General features: G+C 68.5%; 25 protein-coding genes and 1 tRNA gene. 11 read left to right on the forward strand and 15 right to left on the reverse strand.

What is annotated here, in order from left to right; translation table 11 throughout:
- Nucleotides 1-12: 12 nt before the first annotated feature.
- Entirely contained in the window at nt 13-486 is a 474-nt protein-coding gene (locus ACIPYT_RS12655; protein ID WP_401074480.1) for an NfeD family protein, read from the reverse strand.
- Between the two features lie 121 nt (nt 487-607).
- Between ACIPYT_RS12655 and ACIPYT_RS12660 the strand changes: the two genes are divergently transcribed.
- Nucleotides 608-1372 (forward strand): SDR family oxidoreductase, encoded by a 765-nt coding sequence (locus ACIPYT_RS12660; protein WP_401074483.1) that lies wholly within the window; start codon nt 608-610, stop codon nt 1370-1372.
- An 89-nt stretch (nt 1373-1461) separates the two neighbouring features.
- Here the strand turns inward: ACIPYT_RS12660 and ACIPYT_RS12665 are convergent, their stop codons facing one another.
- Nucleotides 1462-2061 carry an HdeD family acid-resistance protein gene (locus tag ACIPYT_RS12665; protein ID WP_401074486.1) on the reverse strand — a complete coding sequence of 200 codons (600 nt, stop codon included), beginning with the start codon at nt 2059-2061 and terminating at the stop codon, nt 1462-1464.
- Between the two features lie 183 nt (nt 2062-2244).
- Between ACIPYT_RS12665 and ACIPYT_RS12670 the strand changes: the two genes are divergently transcribed.
- From ACIPYT_RS12670 to ACIPYT_RS12685, 4 genes are read left to right on the forward strand one after another with little or no spacing between them, the layout of a single operon-like run.
- Entirely contained in the window at nt 2245-2643 is a 399-nt protein-coding gene (locus tag ACIPYT_RS12670) for a helix-turn-helix transcriptional regulator (protein WP_401074847.1), read from the forward strand.
- A gap of 4 nt (nt 2644-2647) precedes the next feature.
- On the forward strand, nt 2648-3058 hold the full coding sequence (locus tag ACIPYT_RS12675) for a VOC family protein (RefSeq protein WP_401074490.1): 411 nt from the start codon (nt 2648-2650) through the stop codon (nt 3056-3058).
- Between the two features lie 24 nt (nt 3059-3082).
- Nucleotides 3083-5431, forward strand: a complete 2349-nt coding sequence (locus tag ACIPYT_RS12680) for an ATP-binding cassette domain-containing protein (protein ID WP_401074493.1) — start codon at nt 3083-3085, stop codon at nt 5429-5431.
- Nucleotides 5432-5458: 27 nt separating this feature from the next.
- Nucleotides 5459-6115 carry a dihydrofolate reductase family protein gene (locus tag ACIPYT_RS12685; RefSeq protein WP_401074496.1) on the forward strand — a complete coding sequence of 219 codons (657 nt, stop codon included), beginning with the start codon at nt 5459-5461 and terminating at the stop codon, nt 6113-6115.
- A 16-nt stretch (nt 6116-6131) separates the two neighbouring features.
- Here the strand turns inward: ACIPYT_RS12685 and ACIPYT_RS12690 are convergent, their stop codons facing one another.
- The 4 genes from ACIPYT_RS12690 to ACIPYT_RS12705 form a co-directional block, all read right to left on the reverse strand.
- Nucleotides 6132-6977 (reverse strand): class I SAM-dependent methyltransferase, encoded by an 846-nt coding sequence (locus ACIPYT_RS12690; protein ID WP_401074499.1) that lies wholly within the window; start codon nt 6975-6977, stop codon nt 6132-6134.
- Between the two features lie 66 nt (nt 6978-7043).
- The gene (locus tag ACIPYT_RS12695; protein ID WP_401074502.1) at nt 7044-7556 is read right to left on the reverse strand and encodes an SRPBCC domain-containing protein; all 513 of its coding nucleotides are present in this window, start codon (nt 7554-7556) and stop codon (nt 7044-7046) included.
- Nucleotides 7553-7945 (reverse strand): ArsR/SmtB family transcription factor, encoded by a 393-nt coding sequence (locus ACIPYT_RS12700; RefSeq protein ID WP_401074504.1) that lies wholly within the window; start codon nt 7943-7945, stop codon nt 7553-7555. Before ACIPYT_RS12700 ends, ACIPYT_RS12695 begins: the two co-directional genes overlap by 4 nt.
- 63 nt (nt 7946-8008) lie before the next feature.
- Complete coding sequence (locus ACIPYT_RS12705; RefSeq protein WP_401074507.1) at nt 8009-8377, reverse strand: VOC family protein; 369 nt, start codon at nt 8375-8377, stop codon at nt 8009-8011.
- A gap of 100 nt (nt 8378-8477) precedes the next feature.
- On the opposite strand from ACIPYT_RS12705, the gene ACIPYT_RS12710 reads away from it, so the two are divergent.
- Entirely contained in the window at nt 8478-9803 is a 1326-nt protein-coding gene (locus ACIPYT_RS12710) for a nitrate/nitrite transporter (protein ID WP_401074509.1), read from the forward strand.
- A 24-nt stretch (nt 9804-9827) separates the two neighbouring features.
- On the opposite strand, the gene ACIPYT_RS12715 is transcribed toward ACIPYT_RS12710, so the two are convergent.
- From ACIPYT_RS12715 to polA, 7 genes are all read right to left on the reverse strand, one after another.
- Entirely contained in the window at nt 9828-10640 is an 813-nt protein-coding gene (locus ACIPYT_RS12715; protein ID WP_401074512.1) for an arginase family protein, read from the reverse strand.
- Nucleotides 10641-10687: 47 nt separating this feature from the next.
- The gene (locus ACIPYT_RS12720) at nt 10688-11443 is read right to left on the reverse strand and encodes a formylglycine-generating enzyme family protein (protein ID WP_401074514.1); all 756 of its coding nucleotides are present in this window, start codon (nt 11441-11443) and stop codon (nt 10688-10690) included.
- Nucleotides 11440-12198, reverse strand: coding sequence for an SGNH/GDSL hydrolase family protein (locus ACIPYT_RS12725; RefSeq protein WP_401074516.1), 759 nt, complete (start codon nt 12196-12198; stop codon nt 11440-11442). The genes ACIPYT_RS12720 and ACIPYT_RS12725 overlap by 4 nt, the downstream gene beginning before the upstream one ends.
- Nucleotides 12199-12239: 41 nt before the next feature.
- Entirely contained in the window at nt 12240-13592 is a 1353-nt protein-coding gene (locus tag ACIPYT_RS12730; RefSeq protein ID WP_401074518.1) for an MFS transporter, read from the reverse strand.
- A gap of 47 nt (nt 13593-13639) precedes the next feature.
- Nucleotides 13640-14671: an LLM class flavin-dependent oxidoreductase gene (locus ACIPYT_RS12735; RefSeq protein ID WP_401074521.1), complete on the reverse strand. Its 1032-nt coding sequence runs from the start codon at nt 14669-14671 to the stop codon at nt 13640-13642.
- A gap of 54 nt (nt 14672-14725) precedes the next feature.
- Nucleotides 14726-16402 (reverse strand): DUF885 domain-containing protein, encoded by a 1677-nt coding sequence (locus ACIPYT_RS12740; protein WP_401074523.1) that lies wholly within the window; start codon nt 16400-16402, stop codon nt 14726-14728.
- Nucleotides 16403-16533: 131 nt separating this feature from the next.
- Nucleotides 16534-19164: a DNA polymerase I gene (gene polA, locus ACIPYT_RS12745; protein ID WP_401074525.1), complete on the reverse strand. Its 2631-nt coding sequence runs from the start codon at nt 19162-19164 to the stop codon at nt 16534-16536.
- A 45-nt stretch (nt 19165-19209) separates the two neighbouring features.
- On the opposite strand from polA, the gene ACIPYT_RS12750 reads away from it, so the two are divergent.
- Nucleotides 19210-19632: a hotdog fold thioesterase gene (locus ACIPYT_RS12750; RefSeq protein WP_401074528.1), complete on the forward strand. Its 423-nt coding sequence runs from the start codon at nt 19210-19212 to the stop codon at nt 19630-19632.
- Nucleotides 19633-19691: 59 nt separating this feature from the next.
- On the opposite strand, the gene ACIPYT_RS12755 is transcribed toward ACIPYT_RS12750, so the two are convergent.
- Nucleotides 19692-20294, reverse strand: a complete 603-nt coding sequence (locus tag ACIPYT_RS12755) for an ANTAR domain-containing response regulator (protein ID WP_141873184.1) — start codon at nt 20292-20294, stop codon at nt 19692-19694.
- A 116-nt stretch (nt 20295-20410) separates the two neighbouring features.
- Here ACIPYT_RS12755 and ACIPYT_RS12760 point away from each other — a divergent pair.
- The 4 genes from ACIPYT_RS12760 (at nt 20411) to ACIPYT_RS12775 (ending at nt 23492) form a co-directional block, all read left to right on the forward strand.
- Nucleotides 20411-20496: transfer RNA gene (locus ACIPYT_RS12760), tRNA-Leu, on the forward strand.
- Between the two features lie 49 nt (nt 20497-20545).
- Nucleotides 20546-21499, forward strand: a complete 954-nt coding sequence (locus ACIPYT_RS12765) for an RNA polymerase subunit sigma-70 (protein WP_401074531.1) — start codon at nt 20546-20548, stop codon at nt 21497-21499.
- 71 nt (nt 21500-21570) lie between these two features.
- The gene (locus tag ACIPYT_RS12770; protein ID WP_401074534.1) at nt 21571-22182 is read left to right on the forward strand and encodes a dihydrofolate reductase family protein; all 612 of its coding nucleotides are present in this window, start codon (nt 21571-21573) and stop codon (nt 22180-22182) included.
- A gap of 44 nt (nt 22183-22226) precedes the next feature.
- Nucleotides 22227-23492, forward strand: a complete 1266-nt coding sequence (locus tag ACIPYT_RS12775; RefSeq protein ID WP_401074536.1) for an alpha/beta fold hydrolase — start codon at nt 22227-22229, stop codon at nt 23490-23492.
- Between the two features lie 62 nt (nt 23493-23554).
- On the opposite strand, the gene pyk is transcribed toward ACIPYT_RS12775, so the two are convergent.
- A complete protein-coding gene (gene pyk, locus ACIPYT_RS12780; RefSeq protein WP_401074539.1) occupies nt 23555-25006 on the reverse strand; it encodes a pyruvate kinase in 1452 nt (483 codons plus the stop codon).
- Between the last annotated feature and the right edge of the window lie 59 nt (nt 25007-25065).

A 25065-nucleotide genomic window follows, 5' to 3' on the forward strand; every position in this document is an offset into this window, starting at 1 on the left:
AGTCGTTCGGTGTCAGTCGTTGACGGGGCGGACGGTGGCGGTCGCGCCGTTGATGGCGGTGACCGCGACGGGGGAGCCCTGGGGGATGGCCATGGGAGTCGCCGTGCGCGCGGTCCAGGTGTCGCCGTTGCTGAGCTTGACCTGTCCGGAGATCTGCGTGATGTCCTGGAGGGCGGTGCCGCGGAGATCGACGAGCGCGTCGACGTTCGACTTCGTCGGGTCCTCACCTCGATGCAGCTTCTTGATGAGCGGCGGCCTCAGGAAGAGGATGAACAGCGCCGCGGCGGCAGCGGCGAGCAGCACCTGGACCCATACGGGAATTCCGATGAAATCGGTCACGAGACCGACGACGCTGCCGAAACTCAGCATGAGGAAGGTGAAGTCGAGAGTGAGCATCTCGATCACGAGGAAGAGGGCGATGAGGACCAGCCAGCCGACCCACGCCCACTGATCGATGAATTCGACGAATGTCGCGAAGTCGTTCATACTGCCTCCCTTTGCGGTCAACCTATCACGCAGGAGTGGCGCCTTCACGGCCTCCCGTCGGCCGGTTGGTAGTCTGGGAGCGCCGTGCGATCACGGCGTTCGACGCACTTGAGGAGTCACCGTGACCGACGTTCTTCCCGCAGGTTCTCTCGACGGCAAGGTGGCGCTCGTCACCGGCTCATCCCGCGGCATCGGTGCCGACACCGTGCGCTACCTCGCCGAGGCCGGCGCAGACGTCGTCATCAACTACCGCAACAAGGCCCCGCGCGCCGAGAAGCTCGCGACGCAGCTGCGTGAGCTGGGTCGTCGGGCGCTCGTTGTCGGCGCGGATCTCACCGACCCGACGTCGGTGGCAGAGATGCTCGACGCCGTGAAGGCCGAGTACGGCCGGCTCGACGTGCTCGTGCTCAACGCCTCCGGCGGCATGGAGTCGGGCATGGCCGAGGACTACGCACTGACGCTCAACCGCGACGCGCAGATCAATGTGCTCGAGGCGGCGACGCCGCTCCTGGGTGAGGGCTCGCGCGTCGTGTTCGTCACGAGTCACCAGGCGCACTTCATCCGCACCACGCCGACCATGCCGGAGTACGAGCCGGTCGCGCTCTCCAAGCGCGCGGGCGAGGACGCACTGCGCGAGCGCATCCCGGGTCTCGCGGAGAAGGGCATCGGGTTCACTGTCGTCTCCGGCGACATGATCGAAGGCACGATCACCGCGACACTGCTCGAGCGCGCGAACCCCGGTGCCATCGCGGAGCGTCGTGAGTCTGCCGGCAAGCTCTACAACGTGTCGGAGTTCGCCGCCGAGGTCGCCCGCGCGGCGATCGATCCGGTGCCGGCCGACAACACCCGCCTCGTGGGCGATGTGAGCGGCTTCGCCGCCGAGTGACACGTCCCTGCTGAGACATCGCAGGCAGACAGAGGAGGAGCCCCGTCCGACCAGGACGGGGCTCCTCTCGTATCGGCGGATCGGGCCGGTCAGACCGCGGGATCGGGCTGCGTCGCGGATGCGACGGTCTTCGCATCCCTGCCGATCGTGATCGCTCGGACGATCTGCACGATCCCGAGAACCACGAGCGAGATGCCGAGGAACAGCCAGAGCACCGCAGCCGCGTACAGGGGCGAGAACAGCACGATGATGCCCGCGATGATGCTCAGCAGCGCGTAGAGCAGTGTCCACACCCGCGAGCCGTCACTGCCGAGCAACGTGAGACTGACCACGCCGTCGACGATCCAGCTGATGCCGATGAAGATGACGACGACGAACGCGAGGGTCGCCGCGGCCACCCCGAGGTTCGCGAACGCGATGATGCCGGCGACGATGTACAGCAGGCCGAGTGCGATATGGCCGACGCGCGCCCAGCCGCCCTTCTTGCTGGAGAAGATGCCGAGCCCGATGTACACGAGACCGGCCACGACGAGGTACGCGGCGAAGATGCCGGTGACGATCACGGCGGATTTCACGGGCCAGACGAGGAGGACGATGCCCGCGATCAGAGCGAGCACGCCCGACACCGCGAGGGTGATGCGAATGGACTTGAAGAGCGATGATGCCTGTGTGGTGAGCGGATCAGACATGGTTGGGGACCCTTTCTGAGAAATCCCTGTGAGGGATGATGAACACAGGGTAGCGCTCCCATCGCCCGAGCGGGGGAGGCGTTCGGCGAGGCGTCGCGCACGGTCACACGGCGTCGTGCGGCGTCATGGCAGGATCGATCCGTGACCGCCGACGCCGAAGCCCGCATCCGCGAGCTCGTGATCATGCGCAAGGTGCGCGACCGGATCGACCGGGAGTACGCGCAGCCGCTCGACGTCGAGGCGCTCGCGCGCGGTGCGCACATGTCCGCGGGGCACCTGAGCCGGCGTTTCCGCGACGCGTACGGCGAGTCGCCGTACTCGTATCTGATGACCCGGCGCATCGAGCGCGCGATGGCACTGCTGCGGCGCGGCGACCTCTCGGTGACCGAGGTGTGCGGCGAAGTCGGCTGTTCGTCGTTGGGCACGTTCACCACGCGATTCACCGAGCTGGTGGGTGTCGCACCCGGGGTGTACCGTGAACGCGCCGCCAACGTCGACGGCATCCCCACCTTCCAGGCCAAGCACGTCATCAGACCGATCAGGAATCAAGAAGCGCCGCGCACCGACGCCCACCTAACGTGAACCCATGAACATCAGCATCCACTACGCCTTCCTCCCGCACACCGACGCCGAGGCCGCGCTCGGCTTCTACCGTGACGCCCTCGGCTTCGAGGTGCGGAACGACGTCGGCTACGACGGCCTCCGTTGGCTCACGGTCGGGCCCGAAGGGCAACCCGAGACCTCGATCGTCCTGCATCCGCCGGCGACCGACCCCGGCATCACCGAAGCCGAGCGCCAGACCATTCTCGAACTCATCGCGAAGGGCAGCTACACGGCGCTCACTCTCGCGAGCGACGACCTCGACGCCCTGTTCGAGCGGCTCGTCGAGAAGGGCGCCGATGTCGTGCAGGAGCCGATGGACCAGCCGTACGGCGTCCGCGACTGCGCCTTCCGCGATCCCGCGGGTAACCTGCTCCGTATCAACCAGGCCGGCTGACCGGCCCACACCACGAGGACTCCGATGACACACGTCGCCGACGGCCACGACCTGATCCGCGTCCAGGGCGCGCGCGAGAACAACCTCAAGGAGGTCAGCGTCGACATCCCGAAGCGCCGCCTCACCGTGTTCACGGGCGTCTCGGGATCCGGCAAGAGCTCCCTCGTGTTCGACACGATCGCGGCCGAGTCACGGCGCATGATCGACGAGACGTACAGCGCGTTCGTGCAGGGCTTCATGCCCTCGGTGCCGCGCCCCGACGTCGATGTGCTCGAAGGCCTGACGACGGCGATCATCGTCGACCAGGAGCGCCTGGGGGCCAACCCGCGGTCGACCGTGGGTACCGTGACCGACGCCAACGCCATGCTGCGCATCCTGTTCAGCAAGCTGGGGCAGCCCTATATCGGCGGCCCGACCGCGTTCTCGTTCAACATCCCCACTCAGAAGGCGAGCGGGGTGATGACGGGCCCCGGTGGCGAGAAGAAGATCGTCAAGGATGCGATCTACCTGGGCGGCATGTGCCCCCGCTGCGAGGGCAGGGGAGCGGTCTCCGACCTCGATCTCGCGCAGATCGTCGACGAGTCGAAGTCGCTCGACGAGGGGGCGATCATGGTTCCCGGATACACGGCCGACGGGTGGATGGTGAAGGGCTTCTCGCAGTCCGGCTTCTATCCGGGTGACAAGCCCATCGCCGAATTCACCGAGAAGCAGCGTCACCTGTTCCTGTACGGGGAGGTGACCAAGGTCAAGATCTCCGGCATCAACATGACCTACGAGGGCCTCATCCCGAAGATCACCAAGGCGATGCTGTCGAAAGACCTCGATGCGCTGCAGCCCCACATCCGCGCTTTCGTCGAGCGCGTCGCGACCTTCGCGGTCTGCCCCGAATGCGAGGGGTCGCGTCTGACGGAAGGTGCGCGTTCGTCGAAGATCGACGGCATCAGCATCGCCGACGCGTGCCGGATGCAGGTCACCGATCTGGCCGAGTGGGTGCGCGGCCTGGATCTGCCCGGCGCGGGGCCGTTGCTCGAGGCGCTGAGCGCCAACCTCGACGCGTTCGTGACGCTCGGATTGGGCTACCTGAGCCTCGATCGGCCCTCCGGTACACTCTCCGGCGGTGAAGCACAGCGCATCAAGATGCTCCGTCACCTCGGCTCCTCGCTCACCGACGTCACCTATGTGTTCGACGAGCCGACGATCGGCCTGCATCCGCACGACATCCAGCGCATGAACAGCCTCCTGTTGCGGCTGCGAGACAAGGGCAACACGGTGCTCGTCGTCGAGCACAAGCCCGAGACCATCGCGATCGGCGATCACGTGGTCGATCTGGGGCCCGGCGCCGGCAGCGCCGGCGGGGAGATCTGCTTCGAGGGCTCGGTCGACGGGCTCAAGGCGAGCGGCACCAAGACCGGTGCGCACCTCGACGACCGCGCTGAGCTCAAGCCGACGGTCCGCGCGCGCACGGGAGCGATCGAGATCCGCGGAGCGAAGGCGAACAATCTGCAGGACGTCGACGTCGACATCCCCACCGGAGTGCTCACGGTCGTCACCGGTGTGGCCGGATCGGGCAAGAGCTCGTTGATCCACGGCTCGGTGTCGAAGCGCGAAGGCGTCGTCGCGATCGACCAGGGAGCGATCAAGGGGTCGCGGCGCAGCAATCCCGCCACCTACACCGGCCTGCTCGAGCCGATCCGCAAAGCGTTCGCGAAGGCCAACGGCGTGAAGCCGGCTCTGTTCAGCGCGAACTCCGAGGGGGCGTGTCCCACGTGCAAGGGGGCCGGTGTGATCATCACCGAGCTGGGCTTCATGGACACGATCGAGACGCCGTGCGAGGACTGCGGCGGCAAGCGCTTCCAGGCGGCCGTGCTGGAGTACAAGCTCGCCGGCAAGGACATCACCGAGGTCCTCGACCTCCCGGTCTCCGAAGCCCGTGTGTTCTTCTCCGAGGGCGAGGCGAAGCTCCCCGCGGCGACGGCGATCCTCGGACGCCTCGACGACGTCGGGCTCGGATACCTGTCGCTCGGGCAGCCGTTGTCGACGCTGTCGGGCGGCGAGCGGCAGCGCATCAAGCTCGCGATCCAGATGGGGGAGAAGGGCGACGTGTACGTGCTCGACGAGCCCACCACGGGCCTTCACCTGGCGGATGTCCAGAACATCCTGGGCCTCTTGGACCGCCTCGTCGAGTCGGGGAAGACGGTCATCGTGATCGAGCATCACCAGGCCGTGATGGCCCATGCCGACTGGATCGTCGACATCGGTCCGGGTGCAGGCCACGACGGCGGACGCGTCGTGTTCGAGGGGAGCCCCTCCGATCTCGTGTCCCAGCGTTCGACCCTCACCGGAGAGCACCTCGCCGCGTACGTCGGCGCGTAGATCTCGACACCGTAAGAAGGAGCACCGATGCCTCTCGTCCGGGTTCACAACTTCACGATCTCCCTCGACGGGTTCGGCGCAGGGGAGGGGCAGACACTCGAGGCGCCGTTCGGCCACGCCGGAACGCGTCTGATGTCATGGGCGTTCGGCACGCGGACATTCCGGCAGATGGGGCTCCCCGGCGATGGACCGGGTTCGGACGGTGTCGATGACGCCTTCGCGCGCCGGTGGAACGACGGCATCGGTGTCGAGATCATGGGCCGGAACAAGTTCGGACCTCAACGCGGGCCGTGGACCGACGAGGAGTGGAAGGGCTGGTGGGGTGACGAACCGCCATTCCACACGCCCGTGGTCGTTCTCACGCACCATGCGCGTCCGCCGATCGAGATGGCCGGCGGGACGACGTTCCATTTCCTGGATGCCGATCCTGTCGAGGCGCTACGGCGCGCGCGCGAGCTGGCGGGGGAGAAGGACGTCCGGATAGGCGGGGGAGTCGACACCGTACGCCAGTTCCTCGCCGCCGACCTCATCGATCGACTCCACCTGGTGATCGTGCCGATCGTGCTCGGCCGTGGTGAGCGACTGTGGGACGGCCTCGAGGGCATCGAGGACCGCTTCGCGATCGAGGCGACACCGTCGCCGCAGGGCGTCACGCATCTCAGCCTCACGCGGCGGGCGCGCTGAGCCCGGCGTCAACCGCTCAGTCGCGTCGGGCGACGATCGTATAGGTGCAGGGGATCAGGTCGCGCTCCGCCTCGGGCCAGGCGAACCCACCCGGCACCTCGACCATGCGTGGGCTGAACCGCCAAGGCAGCGTCCGACCTTCGTCGAAGAGCGTGATGCGCAACCCGGCTTCCAGCAGCGCGCTGAGGATCTCGGAGAGAGGATGCGCCCATTCGTAGGTCCGCCCGTGCGCGACCTGCCCGTCTCCCGCGTAGGTCGACGTGTCGTCCCACTGCTGCGCGCGTCCATCGCCGAAGTACGGATAGCGCGTCACGAGACCGGAGGCGTCTTCGTCGAGAGCGTACAGCGCCGGATGACCGTCACGGATGAAGAACGTTCCACCGGGCCGAAGGAGCGCCCGCACCTGCTCGGCCCATCGGTTCAGGTCGGAGAGCCAGCAGATCGCCCCGATGCTGGTATAGACCACGTCGAAGTCTCCGGTGACGGCGCTCCGCGCATCGAGGACGTCGGTCTGCACCCAGGTCGCCTCGACGCTGCTGTCGGTCGCGAGTCGTGCCGCCGCTTCGAGTGCCGGAGCGGAGAAATCGACTCCCGTCACGGTCGCTCCGGCGCGGGCCAGCGAGATCGTGTCCGTGCCGATGTGGCACTGCAGGTGCACGAGGTCGACGCCGTCGAGCGTGCTCACGCCGAGCGCCCGCATGAGCACCGGCAGGTCGTCGCGCACGACGTCGCTGAGATGGTTCGAATCGGCGAACGCGTCGATGCCGTACGAATTCTGATGGATCGGTACGCGGTCGTCCCAGTTCGCCTGATTGGCCGACCTGGCCGCCTCCCAGTCGATCTCCACCGCATCACCGTTCACGGTGCGAGCCTAGCGAGTCCGAGCGCGGTGGACTCCGATGCGATATGCCCGATAATGCACATTATGTCAGACACAGTCAGGGCGACGTGCGTGGTCCTCTCCCTCCACGAGCGCCGCGAGGGCGGCAGTGACCGCTCCCCAGCCCTCGTGGAAGCCGAGTGCGTCATGCGTGTCCCGGTCGGCCGGCGAAGCGTGACGAACGATCGCGCGGTACCGGGTGCCGTCCTCATGATCCTCGAGGCGGACCTCCGCGGTCATCCCGACCGGCGTCGGAGCGGCAGGATGCCAGGAGCGATCGATCACGTTCGTGAAGACCAGGCGGCGAGGCGGCTCGACCACGAGGAAGATTCCGTCGGTGTGCGGCACGAACTCCCCTTCGCCGTCTTCGCTCATGCTGGTCACGAACGCGCCGCCGGGGACGACGTCCAGAGCGTCGACGCGGGTGCGCGACGGCGCGGGCACCCACCACTGCGCGAGTTCTTCAGGCTCGGTCCAGGCGCGCCAGATGCGCGATGCCGGGGCCTGGATGATGCGCTCGATGGTGAGGTCCAGGTGCGGGTCGATGCTCGGTGACTTCACGAGCGCTCCTCCCCCGATTGCACGGCCTCTCGCATGAGCGAAACGACAGGAGCGTCGACGGCGTCGGCAGCGTCTGTCGCGATGTGCACGACGAGGCGATCGGTCCGGCCTTCCCACAGCGCGCGCTCCTCGGCGAGCCACGCGCCCACGACCGACACCCGCTGACGATCGAGCACGCAGGTGCGCACACGGCCGCTCTTCGTCGTGCGAACCAACCCACTCTTCTCCAGGGCCCTGATGTGCTTGAGGAACGACGGCAGTGCCATGTCGAACGGGCGGGCCAACTCCCCCACGCTCGCGGGCCCGCTGCCGAGCGAGCGGATCACGGCGCGACGAGTCGGGTCCGCGAGTGCGAGGAAGACGTCGTTCAGATCGTCTTTGCTATCCATGCGGCTAACTATCGCAGGTCACCAACACTTAGCGCAAGATATAAGTGTCAGTGCGCCGCGGCTTCATCGCGACGACCACACGCCCAGTTCGTTCCCACTCGGATCCGTGAAGTGCAGGCGACGACCACCGGGGAACTCGTAGGGACCCTGCACGACGGCGCCGCCGGCCGCGGTGATGGCCTGATGCGTCGCATCGAGGTCGTCGGAGTACAGCAGCACGAGCGGTCCGCCAGGCGGGCGTCCCTGGTCAGAGAGCAGGAAGCCGCCGACTTCGGTGCCGTCGCCGTCGGGCGAGGCGATCCCCGTGTAGGCGGGGCCGTAGTCGACGAACGTCCATCCGAACGCCTCCCCGTAGAAGCGGCGGGCGGCGTCGAGGTCGGTGACGACGAGTTCGACGTAGTCGAGGGAGTGGTGCTTCGGTGCGGGAGTCATGGGAGCCACGGTAGTCAGGGCATCCGACATCCACCAGCATCGCTCGCGGAGAACGGACGCGCGCGCAGGTCGATCGTGCGCGCAGGAGTAGCGTGGAGGGGTGCGTCAGATCTCCCACTCCCCCGTGTCCGCTCCGGGGTGGCGGGCCTGGCTCATCTGGTCGGTGGGCGTCGCGGCCTACGTGCTCGCGATCACGAACCGCACCTCCCTCGGTGCGGTCGGCGTCGAGGCCGCCGACCGTTTCCAGGCCGATGCCTCGACGCTCGCGCTGTTCGCCGTGGTCCAGCTCGCTGTGTACGGCGGTATGCAGATCCCGATCGGGGTACTGCTCGATCGGTACGGATCCCGACCGATCATGACGGTCGGGATGCTGCTCATGGCGGCCGGTCAGCTCACGATGGCGTTCTCTCCCAGCATCGGCATCGCGTTGGTGGCCCGCATCCTGCTCGGCGCGGGCGACGCCGCGATCTTCCCCGCCGTCCTGCGGCTCGTCGCGACATGGTTCCCGGCCCAGCGTGGGCCACTGATGGTGCAGTTCACCGGCATCATCGGCCAGGGCGGCCAACTCATCGCGCTGGTCCCCCTCGCGGCGCTCCTGCACTCCACGAGCTGGACGGTGACGTTCGGCAGCATCGCCGGTCTCGGGGTGCTGTTCACGATCCTGGTTGCGCTCCTCATCCGCAACCACCCGGTCGAGCGCGGCGCCGACGTCTCGGTCGACACGGACACGGGCGTGATCCGTGTCGTGACGTCGGCGATCGACACGGGTGTCGGCATCCGCGCCGCATGGGCGCATCCCGGCACGCGACTCGCCTTCTGGTCGCACTTCACGTCGCCGTTCGCCGGCACCGCGTTCATCCTGCTCTGGGGGATGCCGTTCCTCACCGCCGCGCAGGGTCTCACCGCGGCGCACGCCGCCGGCATCATCTCCGTCTACGTCGTGGCGGGCATGGCCCTCGGGCCGGTGATCGGCGACCTCTCGCGGCGACTGCCGAACCATCGATCCTTCGCGCTCGTCCTCCCCGCCGTCGTCGTGCAGATGGTGGCGTGGATCACGGTGATCGCGCTCCCCGAGCCCGCGCCGACCTGGCTCCTCTACGTGCTCGCCGTCGCGCTCGCGACCGGCGGCCCCGCCAGCATGATCGCGTTCGACCACGCCCGGACGCACAACCCCTCGCATCGCCTGAGCACGGCCACGGGCGTCACGAACGCCGGCGGGTTCATCGCCGCCCTGATCGCGATCTTCCTGATCGGTCTCGCGCTCGACCTGCAGGGCGCCGGATCGCCGGACACCTACTCGCTCGAGGCGTTCCGCATCGCGTTCCTGATGCCGCTGCCCCTGTGGCTCCTGGGCACGACCTTCATCCTCATCGAGCGCAAGCGCACCCGCATCCGGATGGGGCTGGACCCCGACCGACGCGCCTGAGCGCGCGGGGCACCTCTCCCCCGTTCACCGTGCCAGGTGCTGGAACGTCTCGAGGACGAGCTCCAGGCTCACGCGTTCCGGAACGTCGGCGTCGCCCGCCTCGAACTCGGCGAACTCGACGCCCTTCACCGCATCCGCGGGCAACGCCGCGAAGATCGCGGCGATCTGATGCGGGAGCATGCCGTCGGCCACGCGGTATGCCGCGGGGATGTATCCCGGTTCCAGCACGTCCCAGTCGACGTGGATCCAGACAGGACGTCCGGCGACGAGCTCGGCCACGCGCTCTGCCGTACTCTCGGCCGGTGCGAGAACGGTGACGCCTGCGTCGCTCAGCAGCACTGCTTCGGCCGGATCGATGTCGCGCCCACCCACCACGATCACTCGACGAGGGTCGATGCCGGCACCGTGACCGCTGTCCCAGAGCCCGCATGCCGCGGCCAGCACCATGCCGCCGAGATACCCCGAATCGGTGGTCTGCGGAGTGTTGAAGTCGCCGTGAGCGTCGATCCAGAGCACGACCGCATCGGGATGACGCTGCGCGACGGTCGGGAGGGTGCCGAGGCTCGCGGCGCACGTGTTGGTCGCGAGAAGGGGCGTCAGGCCGCTGTCGATGGCAGCGCCGACAGCATCCCGGAGCCCGTGCAAGGTGGCCTCGGCCTCCGGGAGCGCGGCCGACCAGTCGTCCGTGACAGACCCGGTCGGGCTGCCGATGACCTGCGGCTCGGTGTCGAGCAGACGCGCGAGGGCGTCGCCCACGAGGCGGGCGCCGACGAGAGCGCCGTCGGTGCGGTCGGCGACGCGGCCCTGCGAGACGATGAGAGAGAAGCGAGAGGTCATCCTCTCAGCTTCCCACTCCCCCGCTGTGCGCTCCAAAACGTCCGAGGTCAGCGGGATCCGCGCTGCAGCGGCGTCCACCCGAACGGCACCGGCCCCTCCCACACCGCACGCTCCCGGTCGACGGAGGCCGACCATCCCTGCGCGTCGTCGGGGTCGTCGAACGACCCCCGCGCCACCCGCATTCCGACGTCGTCGTGATGCATCCGCGGCGCGCCGCCACGACGGACGCCGGCACGCACGTTCCACGCATCATCGGCGTAGCCTCCGCCCCGGAACACCCGGTAGTCGCCGTAGCGCGCCGGATCCAGGAGGTCCCAGCACCACTCCCACACGTTTCCGAGCGTGTCGAAGAGCCCGTGCAGATTCGGCAGCTTGCCACCGACGTCCTGCGGCGACGTGACGCCGTCCGCGCTCGTCCACGCGGCGTCGACGAGCGGTGCGTAGTGGGGCCCCACCGACCCGGCACGGCACGCGTACTCCCACTCGGCCTCGGTGGGAAGCCGATACCCGTCGGATGTCGCATCCCACGTCACCTCGTCGCCGTCGACGCGATACGCAGAATCGAGTCCTTCCCATTCCGAGGCGGCGTTGCAGAAGCGCACCGCCCGCAGCCAGCTCAGATCGCGCGCCGGTCGACGAGGGTGCCGCGACGGTATCGGGAGCACCTCCGCGAGCTGCTCCTCCGTGACCGGGAACACACCGATCTCGAACGGTTCGAGCTGCACCGTGCGCTGTGCAGACAGGCGTGCATCGTGCAGCGTGACCTCTCCGCCGGGCAGTCGGCGCATCTCGAGGTCGCTCACGCCTGAGGAGTCCGCTCCACCCAGTCCGCGTACTTCGCGATGCGGCCGTCGCCCGACGAGGTGCGGGTCACGCGACGCCGCACCCACGGACCGACGAACTCGCGGTAGTACGCGATGCCGGCAGGGCCCGCCGCGGTCGCCGCGGTCGGCGACCACCACGTCGGATCGGGCTCGAGGCCGAGGGCATGGAGCACCCGGGCTGCGACCCGGTGGTGACCGGCGGCGTTCATGTGCAGCCGGTCCTCCGACCAGTACGGTGAGCGCGCGAGCTCGCGATCGGGCCAGTTGAGCGCACGCACGACATCCGGACGATCCGCCACACGTCGCAGCACCGCCTCGGAGAGCTGGTCGCCGCGCTTCTGCACGAGCGACCCCATCGGCAGTTGTCCGCTGGGATTCGCGCCCGACAGCAGGATCAGCGTCACGCCTTCCTCGTCGCAGCGTCGCAGCACGCGGCTGAACGCGTCGGCGATGTGCTCGGGATCCGTTCGCGGGCGGAGCATGTCGTTGCCGCCGCCGTTGAACGACAGATGAGTCGGGCGCAGGGCGAGCGCGGGTTCGAGCTGCTGCTCGACGATCGGCCAAGCGAGCTTGCCGCGGATCGCGAGGTTCGCATAGGAGATCGCATGCCCGGATGCCGTGGCCCACCCCTGGGCGACGAGATCCGCCCATCCGCGCTCACGTCCGTCCGGGAGGACGTCGCCGACGCCCTCCGTGAAGGAGTCGCCGATGGCCACATAACGCACCTCTGCCATCACTCCAGCATATTGGAGTACTGCTGGAGCGCGGGCGCTGCTCAGCGATCGTCGAGTGCCATCCCGCGCCGATCCACCAGCCCCCAGGCCGCTGCGGCAGCCACGATGAAGCACGCGCCGAACACCGCGAAGAGCAGAGGCGCACCCCCGGCACCGAGCAGCACCGGAACCGTCAGCGGCGCCACGATGGACGCGATCCGGCCGATGCCCGCCGCCCACCCGGCGCCCGTGCCGCGCAGTGACGTCGGATAGAGCTCGGGCGTGACCGCGTACAGCGCTCCCCACGCGCCGAGGTTGAAGAACGAGAGAGCCATGCCTGACGCGATGATCGCGAACTCGCTCGTCGCGGTGCCGAAGAACACCGCGGCCACGGCCGACCCGAGGAGGAACACCGACAGCGTCACCCGACGCCCCCACACCTCGATGAGCCACGCGGCCACGGCGTACCCCGGCAACTGCGCCAGAGTGATGATCAGGGTGAATCCGAACGAGCGCACGAGGTCGAAACCGGCGTCGACGAGGATGCTGGGGATCCAGATGAAGGCGCCGTAATAAGAGAAGTTGACGCCCAGCCAGACGATCCAGAGGCACAGCGTGCGCACACGGAACTCGCCGCTCCACAGCGCACCGACACGGGCGCTGTTCGTGCGTGCAAGGACACGCGGTTCGGGCTCGCGCCGGATCGACGGCGACCGCTCCACGCGGGCATCCACCTCGAACGCGGAGACGATGCGGTCCGCCTCCGCGATCCGGCCGCGCGATGCCAACCAGCGCGGCGACTCCGGCAGACCCCAGCGCACGATGAGCGCGTAGACCGCGGGGACCGCGCCGATCGCGAACGCCCACCGCCATCCGTTCTCCGACGCCGGGATCACCAGGTAGCCGATGACGGCGGCCGCCGTCCACCCGACGGCCCAGAACGCCTCCAGCAGCACGATCAGCCTGCCGCGGATGCGTGCGGGAGCGAACTCGCTCACGTACGTCGACGCGACCGGCAGCTCGGCCCCGAGCCCCAGCCCGACGAGGAAGCGGAGCACGAGCAGGGCGGCGAGGCCGCCCACGAGCGCGCTCGCTCCGGTCGCGATGCCGTACACCAGCAGAGTGAGCGCGAACACCTGGCGTCGGCCGAGACGGTCGGCGAGCAGCCCGCCCAGCGTGGCGCCGAGCGCCATGCCGATGAATCCGATCGAGGCGATCCACCCGGCATCCGTCTTCGAGAGATCCCACTGCAGAGTGAGGGCCGCGAGGATGAAGGAGATCAGACCCACGTCCATCGCGTCGAGAGCCCACCCGATGCCGGATCCGGTGAGGATCTTCAGGTGACGACGTGTGAACGGCAGATCGTCGAGACGACCGGCGAGCGACTCACGGCTCGGCAGGACGGGTTGTGCCATCCCTCCATCGTAGGGTGGGCCCGTCCTGCCGAGCGCGTCGCGTGTCGTCAGTCGTCGGCGAGGAGGCGTCGCACGCGCGGGATGACCTCGGAGCCGTACAGCTCGATGCTCGACATCATCGACTCGTGCGACTGGGTTCCGGTGGCGTACTTGAGATCGAAGCGTCCGAGGCCGAGCGTGCGCACGGTGTCGGCGATCTTCGTCGCGACGCGGTCGGGCGAGCCGACGTACAGCGCTCCGGCGGGGCCGACATCGTTCTGGAAGCGCGCGCGGCTGTAGGGAGGCCAGCCTCGCTCACGGCCGATCGTGTTGTTCATCGCCTCGAACCCGGCGTACGCGGTCTCCCACGCCTCCTCATCCGTCGCGGCGATGTGGCCGGGCGAGTGCACCGAGATCGGATGCGACGTCGTGCCGTAGGCCGCGACCGAACGGTGATACAGGTCGACGAACGGCCGGAACCGGTCGGCCGGTCCGCCGATGATCGCGAGCATCAGCCCGAGGCCGTGCCGTGCGACGCGCACGACCGACTCGGGGCTTCCGCCGACGCCCACCCAGGTGCGCAGTCCGTTCGCCGTCTTCGGGAACACATCCGCGTTCTCGAGGGAGGCCCGCATCGTGCCCGACCACGTCACCGGCTTCTCCTTGAGGAGCTCGACGAACAGCTCGAGCTTCTGCTCGAACAGAGCCTCGTAGTCGCGAAGGTCGTAGCCGAACAGCGGGAACGACTCGATGAACGAGCCGCGCCCGAGAACGACCTCGGCGCGACCGTCGGAGACCGCATCGAGCGTCGCGAAACGCTCGAAGACGCGCACCGGATCGTCGGACGAGAGCACGGTGACGGCCGTTCCCAAGCGGATGCGGTCGGTACGCCCGGCGATCGTCGCGAGCACCATCTCGGGCGAGGAGACGGCGAACTCCGAGCGGTGGTGCTCCCCCACGCCGAAGAACTCGACGCCCACACGGTCGGCGAGCACTGCCTGCTCGACCACGTTGCGGATGGTCTCGGCTCCCGTGAGGAGCTCGCCGTCGGCGCCCTTGGTGATGTCGCCGAATGTGTCCAGCCCGAACTCGATGTCCATGTCAGCCCTTCCTATTCAGATGCATGAACAGTGGCAGGGCAGGGAGCATTCCCGTCAGCGGGCGAGCAGCGCGGAACGGAGCGTGTCCAGCCCCACTCCGCCCATGTCGAGCGCACGCTTGTGGAACTCCTTGATGTCGAAACCGTCTCCGCGTTCCGCCTGGTAGGCGTCACGGACCTGCTCCCAGATGCGCTGACCGACCTTGTACGACGGCGCCTGCCCGGGCCATCCGAGGTAGCGGTTCACCTCGAACTGCACGAACTGATCCGACATGTTGACGTTGCGTCGCATGAAGTCGAGCGCATACTCGGCGTCCCAGACCCCGGTGCCGTCGAGACGCGGCTTTCCGAGATGCACACCGATGTCGAGGACGACGCGGGCTGCGCGCATCCGCTGTCCGTCCAGCATCCCGAGGCGATCGGCGGGGTCGTCGAGATAGCCGAGCTGCTGCATCAGTCGCTCGGCGTAGAGAGCCCAGCCCTCGGCGTGTCCGGACGTGCCGGCGAGCAGACGGCGCCATGAGTTGAGTTCGGCACGGTTGTACACGGCCTGCGCGATCTGCAGGTGATGCCCGGGAACGCCCTCGTGGTAGACGGTGGTGAGTTCGCGCCAGGTGTCGAACTCCGTCACGCCCTCGGGGACCGACCACCACATGCGACCGGGGCGCGAGAAGTCGTCGGTCGGTCCGGTGTAGTAGATCCCGCCTTCCTGCGTCGGCGCGATCATGCACTCGAGCGTGCGGATCTCCTCGGGGATGTCGAAGTGCGTGGCGCCGAGCTCGGCGACTGCGCGGTCGCTCGTCTGCTGCATCCACTGCTGGAGCGCGTCGGTGCCGACGAGCTTGCGCGAGGCGTCGGCCTCCAGGTGCGCGACCGCGTCCTCGACGCTCGCGCCGGGCAGGATCTCGTTCGCGATCGCCGTCTGCTCGGCGACCATGCGCTCGAGCTCCTCGCGTCCCCACTCGTAGGTCTCGTCGAGGTCGATCGTCGCGCCGAGGAAGCGGCGGGAGTTGAGCGCGTAGAGTTCGCGGCCGACCGCGTCGTCCTCGGTCGCGGCCGGTGCGAGCTCCTCCGCGAGGAAGCGACGCAGAGCCCCGTAGGCGACGCGCGCCGCCGCGGAGTTCTCGTCGAGGGTACGGGCGAGGGATGCCGGCAGGTTCCCCTCCTCCGGGGCCGCGTGGGCCACGAAGGCGGCGAAGAAGCCGTCGTCCGCGATGTAGCGGTCGATCTGCGTGGCGACCTCGACGACCTGTCGACGCGCGGGCGTGACGCCCTCGGCGATCCCGGCGCGCAGCGTCTCGGTGTAGCCGCGCAGCGCCTCGGGCACGGCCGCGAGACGTGTGGCGATCACCGACCAGTCGTCAGCCGTCGCCGTGGGCATCAGGTCGAACGCCGAGCGCACGTCCTGAGCCGCCGAGGCGATGACGTTGAGGTCCCGCAGGTGCCACCGGGCGTCGTGCAGCTCGAGATCGAGGGAGAGCTCGGCGCTGAGGTCGGCCTTCGTCACCTCGTCGATCGCGTCGACGGGCTCGAGCGCCGACAGCGCGGTCAGCGTCGCCCTGGTCGCGTCCGCGATCTGCTCGTGTCCTTCGGGGCTCAGGTCGCCGAACCGGTCGTTGACCTCGTCGCGGCCGATGTACGTGCCGAGCGTCGGTGCGAGGACCGCGATGGTGTCCACCCAGTCGTCGGCGACCTTGTCGATGGCGGAGGGGGTTCGGGGCGAAGAGGTCATCCCTTCAGCGTAGCCCGGGAGCGCCCGGGCGGAAGGTGGATCTCGGCGTGCCCTCGATCACCGCGCGCCTCGCGCGCTCGACGCGCATGCGCCGGAGCGGCACCGACGACGCCGGTGCCGCTCCGTGACGGTCAGTGCGCGGCTTCGTTCCAGTCCTGCCCGCGCCCGACCTGCACGTCGAGAGGAACCGACAGCGACGCCGCGTCGCCCATGCGAGTCCGGACGATGCGCTCCGCAGCGTCCCACTCCCCCGGCGCCACCTCGACGACGAGTTCGTCGTGGATCTGCAGGAGCACCCGAGACGCGAGACCCTCGGAGCGGAGATCGCCGTGGATGTGGAAGAGCGCGATCTTCATGATGTCGGCCGCACTGCCCTGGATCGGCGCGTTGAGGGCGGCACGTTCGGCGTTCTCGCGCAGCACACGGTTCGGCGAGGCCAGGTCGGGGAACGGCCGACGCCGGCCGAAGATCGTCTCGGTGTAGCCGTCTTCCTTCGCCTGGAGCACGGAGGCACGCAGATAGTCGCGCACGGCGCCGAAGCGTGCGAAGTACTCGACCATCAGCTGCTTGGCCTCGGACTGCTCGATGCGCAGCTGCTTGGAGAGGCCGAAGGCCGACAGTCCGTAGACGAGACCGTACGACATGGCCTTGACCTTCGTGCGCATCGCGGCGGTCACATCGGCGGGATCGACGCCGAACACGCGCGCACCGACGAAGCGGTGCAGGTCTTCGCCGCTGTTGAACGCCTCGACCAGCCCCTCATCGCCCGAGAGATGGGCCATGATGCGCATCTCGATCTGCGAGTAGTCGGCGGTGAGGAGCGCCTCGTACTCGTCGCCGACCTGGAACGCGCTGCGGATGCGCCGAGACTCCTCGGTGCGCACCGGGATGTTCTGCAGGTTCGGGTCGGTGCTCGACAGTCGTCCTGTCTGGCTCCCCGTCTGCACGTACGTGGTGTGGATGCGGTGGTCAGCGCCGATCGCGGTGTCGAGGGACTCGATGATCTGTCGCAGCTTGGTGGCCTCGCGGTGCTGCAGCAGCAGCCCGAGGAACGGATGCGGGTTCGACTCCTGGAGGTCGGCGAGAACCGCCGCGTCGGTCGAGTACCCCGTCTTGGTCTTCCGTGTCTTGGGCAGCTGGAGGTCGTCGAAGAGCACCTCCTGCAGTTGCTTGGGCGATCCGAGATTGAACTCACGTCCGACCACGGAGAACGCCTCCTGCGCGAGCCCTTCGGCGCGTGAGGCGAGCTCACCGGAGAAGGTCGAGAGCACGTCGTGAGAGACCGCCACCCCGGCGACCTCCATGTCGGCGAGCGTGAGGAGAGTGGGGAGCTCGATGTCCGTGAGCACCGTGCCCACGGACTCGGGGATGTCCTCGCGCAGCGACTGCGCGACCCGCAGGGCGAACCAGGCCTCCTGAGAGGGTGTGGCGCCTTCGGTCTCGGGCACCAGTTGGGAGGGGTCTGCTTCGGGGAGCTTCTCCCCCAGGTACCGCTCGACCAGATCGGCGAGGGTCTTGTCGGGGAAGCTCGGACGCAGCAGCCAGCCCGCCAGGCTCGTGTCGTAGGCGAGCCCGTCGAGGCGGATGCCCTGCCGCAGCAGCGCCTTCACCTGCGGCTTCGCGTCGTGCAGCACTTTCGCGCGGTCGGACTCCAGCCACGGTCGCACGATGTCGATCACGCCGTCGTTCCAGTCGAACTCGCGAAGGGCGTCGACGGTGGCCGCGCCGACCCGCACCGGGACGCCGTTCTGCGTGACGACGCGCAGCGCGACCTCGTCTCGGGCGTCGGCCCAGGCGACGAAAGCTGCGGCGTCGACCTGTTCGGGGGTCGGCAGCTCGACGACAGCGGCCGGATCGTCGGCGACCTCGCCGGCACCGACGGCGTCGAACACCCTCGGGAGCAGCGTGCGGAACTCGAGGCGGGCGAAGATGTCGCGCACCGCCTGCGCGTCGATCGGCGCCACCGCGAGATCGTCGGGCGACACCGGCAGCTCGACGTCGCGCAGCAGACGGTTGAGCTTGCGATTGCGCCGGACGTCGTCGATGTGGTCGCGGAGGTTGCCCCCGACGACGCCCTTGATCTCGTCGGCGCGCGTGAGCAGCTCGTCGAGCGAGCCGAACTGCGTGAGCCACTTCACCGCCGTCTTCTCGCCGACCTTCGGCACACCGGGCAGGTTGTCGCTGGTCTCGCCGACGAGGGCCGCGATGTCGGGGTACTGCTCGGGGCGCACGCCGTACCGCTCCTGCACGGTGGCCGGGTCGTAGCGCTTGAGCTGGGAGACGCCCTGCACGTTCGGGTACAGCAGGGTGATGTCGTCGTTGACGAGCTGGATCGTGTCACGGTCTCCCGACACGACCAGCACGTCGTAGCCTTGCTCCGCTCCCTGGGTCGACAGGGTCGCGAGGATGTCATCGGCTTCGATGCCCTCCTTCGTGAGCACCCGGATCGACATCGCCTCGAGGCAGTCCTGAAGGAGCGGGATCTGTCCGCGGAACTCCTGGGGGGTCTCGGACCTGGTGGCCTTGTACTCGGGGTACTCATCGGTGCGGAAGGAATGCCGCGAGGTGTCGAACGCGATCGCGAGGTGCGTCGGCTGCTCGGCCTTGATGAGGTTGACCAGCATGGACAGGAAGCCGTAGATGGCGTTCGTGTGCTGGTTGTCCTTGGTCGTGAAGTTGTCGACCGGCAGCGCGAAGAAGGCGCGATAGGCGAGCGAATGGCCGTCGACGACCATGAGGGTAGGCTTTGCGGAGTCCGTCACCCTGTCAGCCTAACGAGGACCACGGACACCCGCTGAGGAGGAGTCATGAGCGAGACCGCGTCCGGCACCGGACTCGACTGGGCGACAGCGCGCGGCATGGGCGCCCTGGCCGAGAAGATGGGCATGGAGTTCCTCGAGTTCGCCACGGAGCGGTGCGTCGCGACCATGCCGGTCGAGGGCAACACCCAGCCGGTCGGTCTGATGCACGGCGGCGCGTACGTGGTGCTCGGCGAGTCTCTCGGGTCGATGGCGGCCAACCTGCACGCGGGACCGGGACGGCTCGCGGTCGGGGTCGACATCAACGCGACCCATACGCGATCGGCGACCTCGGGCCTGGTGACGGGAGTGTGCACACCCGTGCATCTCGGCCGGAGCGTCACGGTGCACGAGATCGTCGTCTCCGACGATCAGGGTCGCCGCTGCTCGACGATCCGTATCACGAACATGATCAAGGATCTCCCGGCCTGAGCCGCGTTCTCGCCATCCCGAGTCGCAGCACCTGCTCCTCGTCCGGCGGATGCGCGCGACTACTTCTTGGGCGCGAGCTGTTCGATGATCGCCTTGGCGACGTCCTGCATCGTCAGGCGACGGTCCATGGACGCCTTCTGGATCCAGCGGAACGCCTCGGGCTCGGAGAGGCCCATCTTCTCGTTGAGGAGGCCCTTCGCCCGATCGACCAGCTTGCGGGTCTCGAAGCGCTCGACCATGTCGGCGACCTCGGCCTCGAGCGTGATGATCTGCTCGTGCCGCGCGAGGGCGATCTCGATGGCAGGAAGCAGATCGTTCGGCGTGAAGGGCTTGACGACGTAGGCCAGCGCGCCGGCCTCGCTCGCGCGCTCGACGAGCTCCTTCTGGCTGAAAGCGGTGAGGAGCACCACCGGCGCGATGTTGCCCTTGTGCAGCTTCTCGGCCGCGCTGATGCCGTCGAGCTGCGGCATCTTGACATCCATGATGACCAGGTCGGGCCGCAGTTCGGTGGCGAGGGCCACAGCCGTCTCGCCGTCTCCCGCCTCGCCGACGACATCGAAGCCGTTGTCGCGCAGGATCTCGACGATGTCGAGACGGATCAGCGACTCGTCCTCGGCGACGACGACGCGTCGGGGTGCGGATGCCGTGGGCTGCTCAGCCAGTTCTTCCTCTGTCACCCCTCCATCCTAATAGAGAGTGCCCCGCGCGTCCGTGAAGGCGGCTCGACGCGCACATCCGTGCACGGCGGCTGCGCTACAGTCGTAGACGCGACACACAAGCCGGCGTGGCGGAATGGCAGACGCGGAGCACTCAAAATGCTCTGTCCGAAAGGGCGTGTGGGTTCGAGTCCCACCGCCGGCACCACAGTTCGTCCACCCTCCGCAGAGGCGCGACGTGCGGCATGATCGGACGCATGGATGACCTCGCAGCGGCGCAGGACGGCGACGGCGCGGCGTTCGATCGGCTCGTCGCCCCGCATCGCTCGGAGTTGATCATCCACGCCTACCGAGTGCTCGGGAGCCGTGCGGACGCCGAGGACGCCGTGCAGGACGCGATGCTCGCCGCCTGGCGCGGACTCGGCGGACTGCGCGCGCGCTCGGCGCTCCGCGCATGGCTGTACACGACGACGACACGCGCGGCGCTCCGCGCCGCCGAACGAGCCGGACCGCGACTGCTCTCCTGGGAAGCGGCGACGGCGGCCGATCCGGGCGCGGAGCTCGCCGATCCCGTGGACCGTCTCTGGATCGACCCGCTCCCGACACCGGCGGACCTCTCGCTCCGACGCGAGCACATCGAACTCGCCTGGCTCGCCGCGCTGCAGCGGCTCCCTCCCCTGCAGCGCGCCGCAGTTGTTCTCAAGGATGCACTGTCTTTCTCGTCCGTCGAGATCGCGGCGCTGCTCGACACATCCCGGCCTGCGGTCGACAGTGCGCTCCAACGCGCCCGATCGACCCTGAAGGGTCCTTCGCGTTCCCCGGCCTCGGGGCCGTCCGACGCCGATCGTGCCGTCGCCGCCGAGTTCGCCCGGGCGTTCGCCGAGGCCGACGTCGACGCAGTCGTCGCTCTTCTCGCCGACGACGTCCGGTTCACCATGCCGCCGCTGCCGGCATGGTTCGACGGGGTGAGCGACGTCGCATCCTTCCTCCGGCACCGCGTGCTCGCGACGCCCTGGCGTGTGTCGTGGATCGACGACGTGAACGGCCATCCGGCGCTGCTCGGCCATCAGCTCCACGAGGGATCCTGGCGCCGCGGTGCGATCATGGTGCTGCACATCGACGCCGGAGCCGTCCGCTGGATCGCCACGTTCATCGATCCGGATCTCGTCGCCCGATGGCCGATTCCTGGCGGATTCACGGTCGACCGATGAATCCGCGCGAGAGGACGTCTCTCATCAGGTGAGGGCCCCATCCACGGGGTCCCGCACACCAGGAGGACACCATGCGTCAGGTCATCGCCAACACCATCGCCTCACTCGACCGGTTCGTCGCGGACGCCGTCGGGAACCCGCTCGTGCTGCACATGGACGAGGCCTTCGATCGCATGAACCTCGAGGACATCGAGGGCGCGGACGTGGTGATGCTCGGTCGCACCTCCTTCGACGGCTTCAGCGCGTCCTGGCCGTTCATCGCCGACGCGCCGACCCCCGCCGACCCCGACTCGCCGGAGGGACGCGCCCTCGACGACACCAACCGTGCCATCAGCCGGGCGTTCAACGCCGTGGCCAAGGTCGTCGTGAGCGACAGCGGCGACATCGCACCCGACAACGCCTGGGCGTCGACGACGACACGAATCGCCCGCGACGACGCCCTCGAGTGGCTGCGCGCGGCTCGCGCAGACGGCGACGGGAGCATCCTGCTCTTCGCGAGCGGTGTGCTGCGCGACGCACTGCTCGCCGCCGGGCTGTTGGACGATCTCCACGTGATGGTCAGCCCCACGACTCTCGGCTCCGGCGTCCCGCTCCACACGACGCCCGCATCGCTCGCGCTGCAGGAGGCGCGCACGTTCGACGGATCGCCGAACGTGCAGCTGCGCTATCGCGTCGTGCGATGAGACCGGCGCTGTTCACCCCGGCGATCCTGCGCTAGACAGTCATCATGCATGCCCGTCCCGCCGCCGACATCTGGAGCCGCACCCGCCACCGCCGCCGCGTGTTCCTCGGCATCCTGGCGGTGATCGTCGTCGCCGCCGGCGTCTTCGCCGCGGACGCGATCCGTCGGCACGTCGAGGGCGAGGCGGATCTCGTCTCGGATGCCGGGTTCTATCGCGTACCGGAGCCCCTGCCCGCCGGGGATCCCGGTGCCGTGATCCGCTCCGAGGAGATCGACAGCGCTCCGCTCGGGTCGACCGCCTGGCGCGTGATCTATCACACACGGGACCTCGCGGGGAAGGACGTCGCCGCCTCCGCCGTCGTGATCGTGCCGGATGTTCCCGCGCCGGACACGGGGCGCGTGAGCATCGCCTCGGGGCACCCCACGACGGGGGCGGCGACACGATGTGCACCGTCGCTGGGGGTAGACCCGTTCCAGCTCATGGAAGGTGTGCACGAGTTCCTGCTCGCCGGATACGCGGTGGTCGCACCGGACTATCCGGGGCTCGGCGTCCCCGGCGACTCCTCGTACCTGCTCGGGGTACCGGAGTCCAACAGCGTCCTCGATGCCGTACGCGCCGCGCACAGCATCCGAGCGACGGGCATCGGCACGGATGTCGTCCTCTGGGGGCATTCGCAGGGTGGGCAGGCCGTGCTCTTCGCGGCCGAGCGCGCGGCGTCGTACGCCCCCGACCTCACCCTGCACGGGGTCGCGGTCGCGGCTCCGGCCGCCGACCTCACCCAGCTCATGAGCGACGACATCATCGACGTCTCGGGTGTGACGATCGCGTCGTACGCGATACCCGCCTACGAGACCGCCTATGGCGCCGACTACCCCGACGGAGCGCTGTCGTCGATCCTCACGACGGCGGGAGCGTCGGCGACACCGACGATGGCGTCGATGTGCCTGCTCTCCGAAGTCTCCGAGATCCACGAGATCGCAGATCCGCTCGTCGGGGGCTACGTCACGAGCGACCCGGCGACCACCGAGCCGTGGAAGACCCTGCTGAGCGAGAACAGCGCAGGCTCCTCCCCCATCGACGTGCCGATCTTCGTCGGGCAGGGCCTCGCCGACGAGCTCGTGCGACCGGCGGCGACGGAGGACTACGTCGCCCTGCTCTGCTCACAGGGCGCTGACGTCGACTTCCATCGCTATCGCGGCGTGAACCATGGGCTCGCCGCGTACGCCGCGCTCCCGGACATGCTCGTCTGGCTCGCCGACGTGACCGCCGGGCGTCCACCCGCGACGACCTGCGGCGCCTCCTGGCGCTGACACCGTGCACGACGAAGGGGAAGGAGCGTGCGCTCCTTCCCCTTCGTGACGGGCTGATCAGGTCAGACCGAGGCCTTCTGATAGATCGGCGCAGCACCGTTCACGGCATCCCCGACCTTGTGGACGCGGATGTCGTTGGTGGAGCCGACGATGCCGGGAGGGGATCCGGAGATCACGACGACCTTGTCGCCCTCGGCGGCGAGACCGTTCTTCAGCAGATAGTCGTCGACCTGCAGATACATCAGGTCGGTGTGCTGCACCATGTCGACGAGGCTCGACTGGATGCCCCAGGTGAGAGCCATGCGGCGACGGATGTCGGGCTCGGGCGTGAACGCCAGCATCGGGATGCGCGAGCGCAGGCGCGACAGGCGGCGTGCGGAATCACCGGACTGGGTGAACACGCAGAGGAACTTCGCCTCGACGAACTCCGCGACCTCGAGGGCGGCGAGGGTGATCGCTCCACCCTGCGTGCGCGGCTTCGTCGTCAGCTTCGCGATGCGCTCGAGTCCGTGCTCCTCGGTGGACTCGATGATGCGGGCCATGGTCTCGACGACGACGACCGGATAGTCGCCGACGCTGGTCTCGCCCGACAGCATCACGGCGTCGGCGCCGTCGAGCACGGCGTTCGCGACGTCCGACGTCTCGGCGCGGGTCGGCACCGGGCTGTTGATCATGGACTCGAGCATCTGAGTGGCCACGATGACGGGCTTCGCCATGCGGCGCGCCAGCTCCACCGCACGCTTCTGCACGATCGGGACGGCCTCCAGCGGCAGCTCGACGCCCAGGTCGCCACGGGCGACCATGATCGCGTCGAACGCGTCGACGATACCCTCGAGCGCATCGACCGCCTGGGGCTTCTCGACCTTGGCGATCACGGGGACGCGCACGCCCTCCTCGGCCATGATCTCGTGCACGCGGGTGACGTCCTCCGCGTTGCGCACGAACGACAGCGCGATGAGGTCGGCGCCGATGCGCAGGCCCCAGCGGAGGTCCTCCTCGTCCTTCTCGCTCAGCGCGGGGACGTTCACGGCGACGCCGGGAAGATTGATGCCCTTGTTGTTCGAGACCGCGCCGGCGACGACGACGCGGGTCGTGACGGTGACGCCGTCGGTCTCGACGACCTCCACGCGCACCTTGCCGTCGTCGATCAGGAGGAAGTCACCGGGCGAGACATCCTGCGGCAGACCCTTGAACGTGGTGCCCGAGATGTCCTTGTTGCCGATGATGTCTTCGGTCGTGATCTTGAAGATGTCGCCCTTGGCGAGTTCGTAGGGTCCGCCCTCGAACTTGCCGAGACGGATCTTCGGGCCCTGGAGGTCGACGAGGATCGCGACCGCACGGCCCGCATCGTCAGCGGCGCGGCGCACGTTCGCGTAGTTGTTCTCGTGCACGGAGTAGTCGCCGTGGCTGAGGTTGAGGCGTGCGACGTCCACACCGGCGTCGATCAGCGCGCGCACGGTCTCGTAGGTGGATGTAGCAGGGCCCAGGGTGGCGACGATTTTCGCGCGTCTCAACGGATTCTCCAGGGTAGAAGTGGGGGATGGAAATCAGGCGACGGTGCCGCGCTCAGCCT

The sequence above is a fragment of the Microbacterium sp. NPDC089695 genome (assembly GCF_044749085.1).
Classification (GTDB): domain Bacteria; phylum Actinomycetota; class Actinomycetes; order Actinomycetales; family Microbacteriaceae; genus Microbacterium.